The organism is Actinoallomurus soli (assembly GCF_024055715.1).
Taxonomy (GTDB): Bacteria; Actinomycetota; Actinomycetes; order Streptosporangiales; family Streptosporangiaceae; genus Actinoallomurus; species Actinoallomurus soli.
In genome coordinates this window covers 515277-529082 of sequence record NZ_JAMXMV010000001.1, presented here as the reverse complement: position 1 = coordinate 529082, position 13806 = coordinate 515277, and the positions used below count along the sequence as shown (strand labels likewise).

The following is a 13806-nucleotide window of genomic DNA, read 5'->3' as shown; positions in this document are numbered from 1 at the left end:
GCGCCGGATCGCGTTCTCTCCACCCGCGCGGCGGGCAGGTGCTGCGCCAGGCCACGCCGCTTCGCCCGTGTCGTGGGCGGTCCGCCGCACCAGGGCGCGGCGGGCCGCTCAGGATTCGGCTCTGACCGCGTCGAGGGCGTGGGCGAGGTCGGCGGGGTAGGGACTCTCGAACTCCACCCAGTGGCCCTGGGTGGGGTGTTCGAAGCCGAGGCGAACCGCGTGCAGCCACTGGCGGGTGAGGCCGAGCCGGGTGGCGAGCGTCGGGTCGGCGCCGTACAGCATGTCACCGACGCAGGGGTGGCGTACGGCGGCCATGTGCACGCGGATCTGGTGGGTGCGCCCGGTCTCCAGCTTGATGTCCAGCAGGCTCGCGGCCCGGAACGCCTCGATCGTGTCGTAGTGGGTGACCGAGGGCCGGCCGCCCGCGACCACGGCCCACCGGCCGTCGCCGGAGGGATGCCGGTCGATCGGCGCGTCGATGGTGCCGCGCAGCGGGTCGGGATGCCCCTGGACGAGCGCGTGGTACCGCTTGTCGACGGTCCGTTCCTTGAACGCGCGTTTCAGGCGGGAGTAGGCGATCTCGCTCTTGGCGACGACCATCGCCCCGGTGGTGTTGGCGTCGAGCCGGTGGACGATGCCCTGGCGTTCGGCGGCGCCGCTCGTGGCGACCGTGTGCCCGGCGCCGAGCAGGCCGCCCAGCACCGTGGGCCCCGTCCAGCCGGTCGTGGGGTGGGCGGCGACGCCTATCGGCTTGCTGACGACGACGATGTCGGCGTCCTCGTACAGGATGGACATGCCGGGCACCGGCTCGGGCTCGGGCATCGGCGCGGACGGCGGAGCGGGCAGGGTCACCTCGAGCCAGGTGCCGGCCTGCATGCGGTCGGACTTGGCGGCGGCCCGGCCGTCGACCAGGACGTCACCGGCCGCGATGACCTCGGCCGCGCGGCTGCGCGACAGCCCGAACAGCCGGGCCAGGGCGGCGTCGAGCCGTTCCCCCTCCAGGCCGTCGGGCACGGGAAGGCTGCGGTGCTCGCCCATCAGTGCTTCGCATCCGGGACGGAGGAGCCCTTGCCGGCCGGGCCGTCGCCCTCGGGCGTGCCGCCTTCGGCGGCCGCGGCCTCGTCGCGGGACGCGGCGGGAGCGGGCGGCGCGGCCTCATCGCGGGACACGCCAGACGCGGCCGGAGCGGCCTCGTCCCCTGGCGCGGCCGGAGCCGGCGGCGTGACCGCAGCGGCGTCGTCGCCCGGCCTGGCAGGAGCGGCCGGCGTGGCCGGAGCGGTGGGCTCCTGTGCCGACGGGGCGTCGCCCTCGGGTGCGGCCCCCGCGCCGGAGCCACCGGTCCTCGCGGGGGCCTCCCCGGAGGCGGCGGTCCGCGCGGCGTCGTCCTTGTCCTCCCCGTCGCGGTAGACGGTGCCGTCGACCTGCAGTCCGCGGGAGGCCAGGATCACGGCCAGCGCCCCGCCGCACACGATCGCCGAGTCGGCCAGGTTGAACACGGGCCAGTGCGGCAGCTCGATCCAGTCCACGACGTGACCGCGCAGCGGCCCCGGCGACCGCAGCATCCGGTCGGCGAGGTTGCCCAGCGCCCCGCCGAGCAGGAGGCCGAGGGTGATGGCCCACGGCAGGCTGCGCAGCCGCCGGGCGTACCGCAGGATCGCCACGACCACGCCGGTGGCGATCACGGTGAAGACGTAGGTCATGCCGTTGCCGATGTTGAAGGCCGCCCCGCTGTTCCGGATCACCCGCAGGGTCAGCAGCCCGCCGAGCAGCTTGATCGGCGCGTGGTCCTGCAGGAGCGCCACGACGATGACCTTGCTGATCATGTCGATGGCGAGGGCGGCCGCCGCGACGGCGACGAGCACGCTGACGCGCCGCGGCGGGGCCGCGGCTCCTTCTTCTGGGTTCATGGCGTCGCTCAGCGACGCTCCTCGCGCTGTTTGCATCTCACACATAGGGTCGCACGCGGAAAAGCCTGCAAGCGCGCCTTGCCGATCGCCTGCCCGCAGGACTCGCACACCCCATAGGTTCCCTGGTCGATCCTGACGATGGCGCGTTCGTTCTGGGCGAGCAGGTCACGGGCATTGTAGGTGAGCGCCATCGCCTGCTCGCGCTCGAAGGTCTTCGCCCCCGCGTCGGCCTGGTCATCGCCGGCGCCCTCGGCGGCGTCGTTCATGCGCTCGGCGATCTGCGACTCCGCCGTCGCGATCTCAGCGGTCAACTCCCCCATCTCCGTCTGCAACCGGTCGCGGACCTCGGACAGCTCGGTGCTGGTCCACAGGTCCTCCCCCTCGCGGACCGGAAGCCGCTGCGCGGTGGCCGTCGAGATCTGCTGTGTCTTGGCAGACCGGCGTCGTGTCCCGGTGCGCGATGTACGGGGTGCCTCGGCCGTGCGATTCTTATCTTCCGCACCAGTGGTACCGTCCATGTGGGCCCCCTCGCGCTGATCTTGTTTTCCGGCAGTGCGGGCAGCATAGGTCGCGGTTCGCCAGACGGCAAATGACCAGCGGTTGTCACACTCCGCATATCACCCATTACGCCATCGGAGCGTCACTTCACCCTGGCGTGTCATGACCAGCGCTTGACCCCCCGGGGCCGTCCGAAACCTCCTCGTGCCCACCTCCGCTCCGTATTCGGGAAGAAGGCACCCGCCCCGGTGCGTTATCGTCGCTATCGGCAAGGCGTTGATGGGGACACCTGCCGCCGTACGCAGCCATGAGCGACCCGGAGACGGTGCGAGTCCGGGGGTGGGCGCGGCGGTCTGATCACCCCTGAGCCGCCGGCAGAACGGCCCACGTGGCCAAGTAGATCCGGCAGCCGACCGCAATGAGCGGGCCGCTCCCTGGTTCCCTGGAGCGGCCAAGGAGGGTGGTACCGCGGGGCTCGCCGCCTCGTCCCTCCGGTCCACGTGATGGTTCGTGAACGCCGGAGGTGCACCCGAATGCCCGACGAGCCGCAGGCCACGCCCGAGAGCGGGCGCGGCAGGCTGCGTACCCTTCCCGCGCAGGTCGACCTTCCCGCGCTGGAGCGCGAGGTCCTTGGCCGGTGGCGGCAGGGCAAGGTCTTCCAGCGATCCCTGGAGCAGACCGAGGCCGGCCCCCAGTGGGTCTTCTACGAGGGGCCGCCGACCGCGAACGGCATGCCCGGCGTGCACCACGTCGAGGCGCGCGTGTTCAAGGACCTGTTCCCGCGCTTCAAGACGATGAAGGGCTACAGCGTCCGCCGCAAGGCCGGCTGGGACTGCCACGGCCTGCCCGTCGAGGTGGCCGTCGAGAAAGAGCTCGGCATCTCCGGCAAGCGCGACATCGAGTCGTACGGCGTGGCGGAATTCAACGCCCGCTGCCGTGAGTCCGTGCTGCGCCACGTCGACGCCTTCGAGGCGATGACCGAGCGCATGGGCTACTGGGTCGACCTCGCCCAGGCCTACCGCACGATGGACCCCGACTACGTCGAGGCCGTCTGGTGGTCCCTCAAGGTCGTCTTCGACAAGGGCCTGCTCGTCCGCGACCACCGCATCAGCCCGTACTGCCCGCGCTGCGGCACCCCGCTGTCCGACCACGAGCTCGGCCAGCCCGGCGGGTACGAGACGGTCACCGACCCATCGGTGACGGTACGATTCCCGATCATCGAGGGACCGCTCGAGGGCGCCGACCTGCTCATCTGGACGACGACCCCCTGGACGCTGGTGTCCAACACCGCCGTCGCCGTGCACCCCGACGTGACGTACGTCGTCGCCGCCCGGTCCGGCGAGCCGCGTTTCTCCCAACCAACCGACCCCGACCGTGTCGTGGTCGCCGAGCCGCTGTTCGCCCGGGTCCTCGGCGAGGGCTGGCACATCCTGTCCCGCGTCCAGGGCTCCGAGCTCGTCGGCACGCCGTACCGCCGCCCCTTCGACCTCGTCGAGATCCCCAACGCCCACCGGGTGCTGGGCGCCGAGTTCGTCACCACGGAGGACGGCACCGGCCTGGTGCACATGGCCCCCGCCTTCGGCGCCGACGACTTCGCCGCCTGCCGGGCGGCCGGCATGCCCATCGTCAACCCCGTCAACCCGGACGGCCGGTTCGACCTGTCGGTGCCGCTCGTGGGCGGAGTCTTCTTCAAGGACGCCGACGCGCGCCTCGTCGAGAACCTGCGCGAGCGCGGCATCCTCTTCCGCGTCGAACGCTACGAGCACAGCTATCCGCACTGCTGGCGGTGCCACACGCCGCTGCTGTACTACGCGCTGCCCGCCTGGTACATCAAGACGACCGCCGTCAAGGACCGGCTCCTCGCGGAGAACGAGCGCACCAACTGGTTCCCGGCCACGATCAAGGAGGGCCGGTACGGCGAGTGGCTGCGGAACAACGTCGACTGGTCGCTGTCGCGCAGCCGCTACTGGGGCACCCCGCTGCCGATCTGGCTGTGCGAGGACGACCACGCCACCTGCGTCGGATCCCTCAAGGAGCTCGGTGAGCTCGCCGGACAGGACCTCAGCGCGCTCGACCCGCACCGCCCGTACGTCGACGACGTCGCCTTCGCCTGCCCGGAGTGCGGCAAGGAGGCCCGCCGCGTCCCGGACGTCATCGACGCCTGGTACGACTCCGGGTCCATGCCGTTCGCCCAGTGGGGTGCGCCGCACCGGCGGAACGAGGTCTTCGAGGCCTCCTACCCGGCGCAGTACATCTGCGAGGCCATCGACCAGACCCGCGGCTGGTTCTACTCGCTGATGGCCGTCGGCACCCTCGTCTTCGACCGCTCGTCGTACGAGAACGTCGTCTGCCTCGGCCACATCCTGGCCGAGGACGGCCGGAAGATGAGCAAGCACCTCGGCAACGTCCTCGAGCCGATCCCGCTCATGGACAAGCACGGCGCCGACGCGCTGCGCTGGTACATGGCCGCGGCCGGCCAGCCGTGGGCGGCCCGCCGGGTCGGCGACGCGGCGCTCGAGGAGATCGTCCGCAAGATCCTCCTCACCTACTGGAACACCGCGTCGTTCTTCGCGCTGTACGCCAACGCCGCGGGCTGGACGCCGGGCGCGCCCGCCCCGGCGTACGCCGACCGGCCGCTGCTGGACCGGTGGGTGCTGGCCGAGCTGCACCGTACGGTCCGCGAGGTGGACGACGCCCTGGAGGGCTTCGACACCGCCGCCGCGGGACGCCGCCTCGCGGAGTTCATCGACGACCTGTCGAACTGGTACGTCCGCCGCTCCCGGCGCCGGTTCTGGGAGGGCCCGGAGCAGGACGCCCCCGGAGAGAACGCCGCGGCCTTCGCCACCCTCTACGAGTGCCTGGAGACGCTGACGCGGCTCATGGCGCCGATCGCGCCGTTCGTCACCGACTACGTGTGGGACGTCCTGCGACGCGACGGCGACGCGGACTCGGTCCACCTGGCCTCCTGGCCGGAGGTCGACGAGACGCTCCTCGACCCGGAGCTGTCCGCCCGGATGGCGCTCGTCCGGCGTCTCGTCGAGCTCGGCCGGTCGGCACGCGCCGCGTCGGGCGTCCGCACCCGCCAGCCGCTCGGCCGCGCGCTGGTCGGCGCCGCGGGCTGGGCGTCGCTCCCCGACGAGCTGCGCGCGCAGATCGCCGACGAGCTCAACGTCCAGGGCTTCGACACGCTCGCCTCGATCGGCGGCGAGCTCGTCGAGTACCAGGTCAAGCCGAACTTCCGCGAGCTCGGCAAGCGTTTCGCCAAGCAGACCCCGAAGGTCGCCGCGGCCGTCACCTCGGCCGACCCGGCCGGGCTCGTCCACGCCCTACGCGACTCCGGAACGGCGACCGTCGACGCGGCCGAGGTCGGCAAGGTCGACCTGACGCCCGACGACGTGATCGTCACCGAGCGGCCGCGCAGCGGCTGGGCGGTGGAGAGCGCCGCCGGGGAGACCGTCGCGCTGGACCTGACCGTAACGCCGGAGCTCCGCCGCGCCGGCCTCGCCCGCGAGGTCATCCGGCTCATCCAGGACGCCCGTAAGAACAGCGGCCTGGACATCTCCGACCGGATCGACCTGTGGTGGCGGACCAGCGACGCCGAGCTCGCCGACGCGCTGCGCGGGTACGGTGACGAAGTGGCCGGCGAGGTGCTCGCGGACAGCTGGCAGGACGGCGAGCCGGACTCGGACCTGCCGGCCTTCCAGGACGAGGAACTGCGCCTGACCTTCTGGCTGCGCCGGTCCGCCTGACCGGCGCCCCGGTCGTCGTCACCTCCCGGGACCGCCGTCCGTCTCCCGCCACCCCGGCGGACCGGACGGCGGTCCCGCGCCGTCCCGCACCACGGACCCGACCCCCCGGAAGCCGAGCGGACCCGAGCAGGACCGAGCAGGACCGGGCGAAACTGCGCCGGGCCGGGTCGAACCAGACTCGGGCGGAACCGAGCCGGGCCGGGGCATCGGCCAAGACGGAGAACCGTAGGCGGCGGACAGCGACCCGAGGCCAGGGCCGCGGTGAGGCGGCCGAGAATCCGGACTCCAGGGCCGGCCCGGCGGCAAAGGCCGGCTGGCCCCGGTCCGGTCGGTGCGGAATGATGCTTGCGTGGACGTTCCCGACAAGCCCGTGGAGGTCGATCCGAGGCTGATGCGCGCTTCGGACGCCGACCGTGACCGGATCGCCGACCAGCTGCGAGAGGCCCTCGCGGAAGGTCGCCTCACGGCGGAGGAACACGCCGAGCGTCTCGACATCGTCTACCAGGCCAAGACGTACGCCGAGCTGGCACCGGTCGTCGCGGATCTCCCCGGCGCGGGCGCTCCCGCGCCCGCGGCACCGCAGCCGGTGCGCCACGACCTGCCGGCTCCGCAAGCGGGCTCACCGAACCTGGTGGCGATCCTGAGCGGCGCCGAGCGCAAGGGCCGTTGGCTCGTCGAGCCGCACACCAACGTCGTCACCGTGCTCGGCGGCGTCGAGCTCGACCTCCGCCAGGCCGTACTGGCCCAGCGCGAGGTCACCATCAACATCACGGCCGTTCTCGGCGGCGTCTCGATCACCGTTCCGCCGGGCGTGCGCGTGCTGAACTCCGTGACCTCCGTGATGGGCGGCTGCTCCCTGCCGTCCGACGACACCGTGGGCCCGGACGCGCCGGTGATCCGGCTGACGGGCATGGCCTTGCTCGGCGGGATCGACGTCAAGCGGCTGAACGCGGACGCGACCACGGACTCGGCGGCGATCGTCGGTCGGGACTTCCACGCGCGGCAGCGGAGCCTGCACCGGGAGTTCCGCGAGAAACAGCGCGCGGTGCACCGGGAGTTCCGGGAGCAACAGCGAGAGCTGCGCCGGCAACGGCGAACCCGCTAAGCCGCCTCCGCAGAGGGCCTTCGGCGGCTTCGCAGGAGATTTTCCGCGGACCTTCGGAGGCTTCGCGGAGAAGTTCTTACAGGGGACCCGCAAATGAGACCTTCGCGCGCGGAGGGTAGCCCGCGCAGGGATCCTGCACATGACGGCTTCACGGGGAGCCTTCGCCGTGCGCAGTCGCCCGGCCCGGTCGACCTCACGACGTGATCATTGGCGTTCACTGAGTTCTAGACGGCAGCATCCGCCAATGATCAAGGACACGAGAGCTCCGGTACCCCCACGGCGTTCCCAGGCCGATGACTGTCCCCTCGCAAAAGCACAAGGCTCGGGCAAGAGCCGCGAGAACGGCGGTTCGTTCCGATCAACGACCCGCTCCCGGCCGCTCTACCGGGCGTTGTCAACGACGCTCGAATTCGGGCTCTGGCGCAATTTTTGTGATGCGCGGAGCCGGACGGAGTGGTGCCCTGCTCACCAGCCCAAGCGACCCGTCCCCTTCTCCGCCGCTCTTTGCTCTGCTTACGCGGAGTATGCACTGGACCGTTCCAGATGTATACCCCGCGTAAGCAGAGCAAAGGGCCGGCGGGAACACGCGGCCTAAGCCGAGCCTGCCGAGCCCGGACGAGCATCACGGACGGACGGGCGCAGCCGCGAGCATCACGGAATCTGAGCCAGAACCCGGATGTGGGCTCTGGCGCGGATTGGGACTGTACGGTCAACGGCTCTGTCGCACTTGCGGCTCTGTCGCACTTTCGGTGGTAACGGAGGGTGAGGCTATTGCAGGGAGGACGCGGTTCGGCGGCATCCCCCACGGGATTCCATGCGCCTACCTTTGCTCGGCGGCCACGCCGCCGGGTGCGGGCGCCCACGGAATGTGCGGCCACAACCGCCCGCTCTGCCCTGCACCGGTCGGAGGCCGGTTCGGTCACGGTGCGGAGGGGCTCTGCTCGGCCGCCCAGACGGCGAGCTGTGCGCGGGAGGTGAAGCCGAGCTTGGCCAGGATGCGTTCAACGTGGTTCTCGGCCGTGCGCTGAGCGATCACCAGCCTGGCGGCGACCTCCTTGTTACTCAGCCCGGCGGCGACGAGCGCGGAGACCTCCCGTTCGCGGCGGGTCAGCCCGCCCATGGCGGTATCGGGGCGGTCGGCGGAGGGTTCCTGCAGTACATAGTCCAGAGCGTCGTGAACGGGTAGCCTCGCGCCGCGCTGGAAGGCGCGTTCGAAGGCCTTCGGGGCGAGCGCCGAGCGGATCTTCCGCTCACACTGCCCGTGGAGGTCGGCCATGAACGGCGCGGCGAAGAAGGTGCCGCCGACCGACTGCCAGAGCGAGTGCAAGATGCCGAAAAGCTGGGCGGCACGGTCGGGGTCGTCCTCGGCGGCTCGCCAGGCGAGGATCTCCGCGCACATTGCGATGTCCCACCAGTCCTGGAAGGGGCGTATCAGCCGGATGGCGTCCCGGGCCAGCCGGTCCGCGATGCCGGTGTCCCCCCGCCACCAGCTCGACAGGCTGCGGGCGAAGGCCGTGAGCCCCCTGATCCAGGACTCGTCGTGGGCGGCGGTGACCTCCTCCGCCTCGCAGCAGAGGGCGGCGGCACGTTCGTGATCACCCCCGGCCGCGAGCGACAGGGCGAGTTTGAACGTGCACTCGGCCGCGGCACCGGTGTCGCTGAGCGCCCGGAAGGCGGTGAGCGCCTGCTCGAACAGCGTGGCGGCTCCCGCGAAGTCATCGTGGAACACCGCGATCATCGCCGCATGGTGACGGGTCCAGGCGAGCGCCGCCACGTCGCGGCTCGACTCGGCGTCCGCTCGCGCCTGTTCGAGTAGCGGACGCGCCTCGACGGTTCGGCCCTGGAGTACTCCGAGATAGGCGTACGTGCCGAGCGCGCTCGCCAGCACCCCTCCTGTTTCCGGCGCACGTTCCACCGGGGCCTTAGCCGTGTCCGCGGCCGATAGCAGCCGGGAGAGCCAGTATCTGCCCTCGCTGAGTGAGCCGAAGCTGATCCAGTAATGGCGGGGCGCGACGGCCAGCGCCAGACCGGCGGCCGCCTCACCGGGCTCGTCCAGGCAGAACCGGAGCGCCGCCTGAAGGTTGGCGTGTTCCAGGCGCAGCCGTACGAACCAGGCCACCTGGTGCGGGCCGAACCACTGATCCTGCGCCCGTGAGGTCAGGTCGAGGAAGTGGTCGCGGTGACGGCGGCGAAGAACGGTGAGCTTGCCGGACTCGACCAGCCGAGCGTGACCGTACTCGCGGATCGTCTCCAGCATCCGGTAGCGAGCGCGGCCGTCGTGCTCCTCCCGGGTCAGTACCGACTTGCCCACCAGCCCGTCGACCACCTCGACGACCGCACGCACAGGGATGCCATCTCCCGAACAGACCGCCTCGGCCGCCTCGAGGTCGAAGCCGGATGCGAAGACCGAGGCCCGCGCCCAGAGTGCGCGTTCCTGGTCGGTGCACAGGGCGTGGCTCCAGTCGACCAGTTCGCGCAGCGTGTGCTGTCGTGGCGCGGAGGTGGTCGAGCGCGAGGTGAGCAGCGCGAAGCGGTCGGTCAGTTTGGCCAGAATCTCCTGGACCGACAGGGTACGCATCCACGCGCTGGCAAGCTCGATCGCCAGCGGAAGCCCGTCCAGGTGACAGACGAGTCTGATCACCGCCTCGGCGTTGTCTCGGGTGACCGCGAAACCGGGCAGGACGGCGGCGGCCCGCTGCTCGAACAGGGCGACCGAGGGATTGCGCAGGAGTTCACCGACGCTCTTCCGCTCGCCGGGCGTCGGGGTCGGCAACGGCCCGACCTGGAAGACCTGCTCGCCTGGCACCCTCAGAACCTGGCGGCTGGTGGTCAGGACACGCACGCCGGGCGCGGCGCGGAGCAGGGTCTCGACGGCGGGCGCGCAGGCGCCGACCAGATGCTCACAGTTGTCCAGGACCAGTAGCAGGCGCCGGGGCTGGACATGGTCGACCACAGCCTCCAGAGGATCGCGTCCCGTGCGGTCGGCCAGCCCCAGAGCGGCGGCGACGCACTGCGGGAGCAGCTGGGGATCGCGCAGCCTGGCCAGCTCGACGACGTGCGCTCCGTCGGGGAGGTGGCGACCGAGCGCGGCCGCGGCCCGCAGCGCCACCCTGGTCTTCCCGACCCCGCCAGGGCCGGTCAGCGTGACCAGCCGCGAGGCCGTCAGCAGCCGCCGGACCGCCGTCACCTCCGCCCGGCGGCCGAACAGGGGGGTGAGATCGTCCGGGACGCCCGAATGCCTGCGCGCCGACCGTCCCGGCGCCTCGGCGATCACCTGAGTGGCAGGCGGATCGCAGGTGTCTGGCTGACCATCCGCGTCATGATCCGTCATAACTGGCAACTGTTGTCATGGAGGACGGCGATGCTTAGGCGGCGTAATAGTGACGCCAAGCGATCGAAGGACAAGGGGCAGATTACACAATTCCCGACTCGGAGCTAATACTCCAGCCGGTGTGCTAGACGTCACGGAGGTGGTTGTCCAGCGACCATGATCTGATCGGAAGCTCCTTGGCCGCGCTCGGAGCCTACGGCAGCCTGCGGCGGCTTTGAATCGTCCACCACTGGAAGGATTTCAACCTGAATTAGCAGGTCGCGGGGGTGGTCTGGCGGCGGCTTTGTGTGAGTGGGCTGGTTGATCGGGGTGCTGGCGGGTCGAGATCGTTCGCCGGTGGGGTGCTTGCCGTTGCGAGCATCGGAGGCGGGCCGGGTTGACGGAACGCCCGGACCCGACCTGCCGGTGGGGTGTGCCGGTGGCCGGCTGAGGCATGGTGAGCTGGGCGGGCGCAATGCCGTGACGGCGTGCCATGACGCCGGCTGTCACCTCGTCCACGAGCTTCGAAAGGCCGTAGGGATCTTCGATCTGCAGGGGCGCATGCTCGTTGATGGGCAGGTAGGCCGGATGCAGTGTGTGGCGTGACCAAGGCAGGCCGACGATCGAGTAGCTGCTGGTGCAGGTACTGCTCGACGTCCCAGCCGTCCGGGTACGGGGAGCGGGTGTACGTGCCCGGAGTTCTTCTGGGGGCCGTTGGCTCGCAGCGAAGGGATCGGGGCGGTCGAGCGGTTCGTGCTGGACATCCGGCGCCACCCGGCGGGGACCGGCACGATGATGCGCTGCTCAGCGGTGGACATGCCTGACGAGTGGGCCCGGTACCGGTGGGTCTTCACCACGCCGGATGGAGGTCCCCGCCTGGCAGGAAGGGACGTCGTCCATCTGCGGCGGAGCCTCATCGACCAGGTCATCGTCTTTGCGGGGGAGTTCGAGCCGTTCGCCTCCTGAGTCGTCCTTCTGTCGCTGTCCCTCTTAGGCGACCGTGCCGGCGGTCCGTAGATCCGGCCGGGTCCTTCCCGCGCCCCCGACTCCGGTGAGTGTGACCAGCCACGGCGCCGAGAGCAATCCTCTGACGGACGGCGGCTTCGGCGCGCCGGCCGACCCGGGCGGTGACCTCGGCGGGAATGCCCGTGGCCCCTTGACGCCCCCGCTGCCGTGCACAACTCACCGGGGCGCATTTGAGTAGTTCTCCCGTATCCACAAACGGTGTCATGGTTCAGACTCATCGCGGCTGACCCGATGAGGAGGTAGCTCAATGAGGGCGTCGCACGCGACACGAGTCGCGACGCGTCTTGCCACCCTCTACGCGACGGACGAGGAGATCCTCGCCATCGCGCTCCCCTACCCGGCCGGAAGCGCACGCCGGATGTGATCGCGTCCGCCCGAGATATTTCCGGCAGGCTCGAGCACGCCTTTTCGTGCGAGGATGCGATGACGATTTCCCAGCTCGTCTGGGAAACCACCGGTGTTGCGGTGCGCCAGCGCCTCCCGAGAGGATCAGAGATGGCGCTAGCGCAGGTTAGGCCTCCCGATAAAAAGGAGATGGAGTTCGTGAAAATCCCCCGCAAGGCTGCCGTAATGACTATCGCCGCGTTCGTTGGTCTGACGGTTCCAGCTGTGCCGGCAGGCGCGGCGACGTCTGCGAGCGCGACCACCGGAATCGTCAACGTTCAGGGCACCAAGCACGTGGTGTCAGCGAGCCTCGCACACCACATCAATTCGGGTGACTGGCGTGGGCTGAGCACCGCCGACCTGGCCAGGGCGGGCATCCACCCGAACATGCCGTTTCCGGACGGTACGAAGATCCAGGCGAGGACCGGCGGAGTTCACACCGACGCCGGCTCGAACTGCATCGGAAGCGTGTGCACCTACGTTTTCGGCAGCGGACTGTATGTCTCGAACTGGGACACCGGCGCCACGAACGCCAGCGGTGCGTGCACCTACGCCGTATACTGGGTAACCGGTTCTGTGGTGTCCACCAGCAATATGGTCTGCAGCGCAGGACAATTGTATGTTTACGCGAATCCGAATCACGAATTCCCCAACTGGGCCACGCTATGCAACACTTGGGCGAACCTGCCGGGCGAGCCATGCGAGACCCTTCATCCATGAACCGGTCCTAGCGTCCGGAGGCGTCATGTCTGGCTCGACGCCTCGGGCTCGAAGGTCCTCGGCCGTCATGCCTCCCCTGCCGCCCGGATCATCGACTGACCGGCCAGATCCGGGTACCCGTTCATCGGAATGGCTTCCTCACAGCGCCTGTGGCATGGACGCCATACGGGTATGGACAACGCGCGGCGCCTCCTGCGGTTAACCATGCTCGACCACCCCTTACGTCGGCTCGGTCGTATCCGTCGCGAGCGTACGGTCCTCCGCAAGCTCGGCGGCCACCCTCTGCGAGACGGGGCCGCCGAGCTTGCACCCAGCGTGGGCGATCGCTTGGCAGTGAAAACGCGGCGGGCCGCGCCAACATCGGACTGCTGCTGTGGCATCACCAGGCAGAACAACCGATGTCCACACTTCGGGGAAACCCCGAGCCCGTCGTTGGCGCTGTGCCGCCTGTTGTAGAAGTCGGCGATCGAGGTCGAGATCTTGATGCGGGCCTCGGCACGGGTGGTGAAGTGGTGGCGGTGGGCGAACCCGACCTTGAGCGTGCTGTTGAACGCCTCGGCGGCGGCGTTGTCCAGGGCGCAGCCGACCCGGCCCATCGACTGGGTGATGCCGTGCCGGCGGCACGCGTCCGCGGTCTTGGCCGCGGTGTACTCCGATCCGCGGTCGGTACGGAAGATCACCCCGTCGACGTCCCCGCCACGCGTGGTGACGGCCACCCGCAGCGACGCCACCACCAGGGCCGCGTCGTGGTGGGCCGACATGGCCTGGCCGAGCATCCGGCGAGAGAACAGGTCCTCGACCGTGGCCAGATAGAGCGGCCCCTCGTCGGTGTCGATCTGCGTCAGGTCCCCGCACCACAGCACGTCCGGCGCCACGGCCGTGAACTTACGGCGCACCAGATCCGGCGCGGCCAGGCGCCTTGCCTGACGCGTCAGCGACCTGCGCCGTTTGGGTGCCCGCCCGGCCAGGCCAAGCTCGACCATCCGAGCGGCGACGGTCTCGGTCGACACCGTCCACCCCTCATCCCGCAGGTCACGGGCGATCCGCGGGGGGACGTGACCCTACTGGTCCGGTTTTCCGGCGTCGTCGTCAGCTCCGGCCGCCGCT

8 protein-coding genes and 1 pseudogene are annotated in these 13806 nt (G+C 70.4%); 4 read left to right on the top strand and 5 right to left on the bottom strand.

The features are described from left to right. Window positions 1–108: 108 nt before the first annotated feature. From NDW01_RS02505 to NDW01_RS02495, 3 genes are read right to left on the bottom strand one after another with little or no spacing between them, the layout of a single operon-like run. A complete protein-coding gene (locus tag NDW01_RS02505) occupies window positions 109–1038 on the bottom strand; it encodes an RluA family pseudouridine synthase (RefSeq protein ID WP_252816123.1) in 930 nt (309 codons plus the stop codon). Beyond that, window positions 1038–1907, bottom strand: a complete 870-nt coding sequence (gene lspA, locus NDW01_RS02500; RefSeq protein ID WP_252816121.1) for a signal peptidase II — start codon at window positions 1905–1907, stop codon at window positions 1038–1040. The genes NDW01_RS02505 and lspA overlap by 1 nt, the downstream gene beginning before the upstream one ends. Window positions 1908–1915: 8 nt before the next feature. Next, entirely contained in the window at window positions 1916–2326 is a 411-nt protein-coding gene (locus NDW01_RS02495) for a TraR/DksA family transcriptional regulator (RefSeq protein WP_252817343.1), read from the bottom strand. A gap of 612 nt (window positions 2327–2938) precedes the next feature. Between NDW01_RS02495 and ileS the strand changes: the two genes are divergently transcribed. Next, window positions 2939–6154 carry an isoleucine--tRNA ligase gene (gene ileS / locus NDW01_RS02490; RefSeq protein WP_252816119.1) on the top strand — a complete coding sequence of 1072 codons (3216 nt, stop codon included), beginning with the start codon at window positions 2939–2941 and terminating at the stop codon, window positions 6152–6154. Between the two features lie 349 nt (window positions 6155–6503). Then, entirely contained in the window at window positions 6504–7259 is a 756-nt protein-coding gene (locus NDW01_RS02485) for a DUF1707 SHOCT-like domain-containing protein (RefSeq protein ID WP_308211620.1), read from the top strand. A 919-nt stretch (window positions 7260–8178) separates the two neighbouring features. Here the strand turns inward: NDW01_RS02485 and NDW01_RS02480 are convergent. Further along, window positions 8179–10590 carry an ATP-binding protein gene (locus tag NDW01_RS02480; protein WP_252816117.1) on the bottom strand — a complete coding sequence of 804 codons (2412 nt, stop codon included), beginning with the start codon at window positions 10588–10590 and terminating at the stop codon, window positions 8179–8181. A 681-nt stretch (window positions 10591–11271) separates the two neighbouring features. On the opposite strand from NDW01_RS02480, the pseudogene NDW01_RS02475 reads away from it, so the two are divergent. Further along, a pseudogene (locus NDW01_RS02475) lies at window positions 11272–11535 on the top strand (nuclear transport factor 2 family protein); the annotation flags it as partial. Between the two features lie 483 nt (window positions 11536–12018). Continuing rightward, window positions 12019–12699, top strand: coding sequence for a hypothetical protein (locus NDW01_RS02470; protein ID WP_252816115.1), 681 nt, complete (start codon window positions 12019–12021; stop codon window positions 12697–12699). 65 nt (window positions 12700–12764) lie between these two features. Here the strand turns inward: NDW01_RS02470 and NDW01_RS02465 are convergent, their stop codons facing one another. Further along, the gene (locus tag NDW01_RS02465) at window positions 12765–13742 is read right to left on the bottom strand and encodes an IS3 family transposase (protein WP_308211646.1); all 978 of its coding nucleotides are present in this window, start codon (window positions 13740–13742) and stop codon (window positions 12765–12767) included. Window positions 13743–13806: the final 64 nt, after the last annotated feature.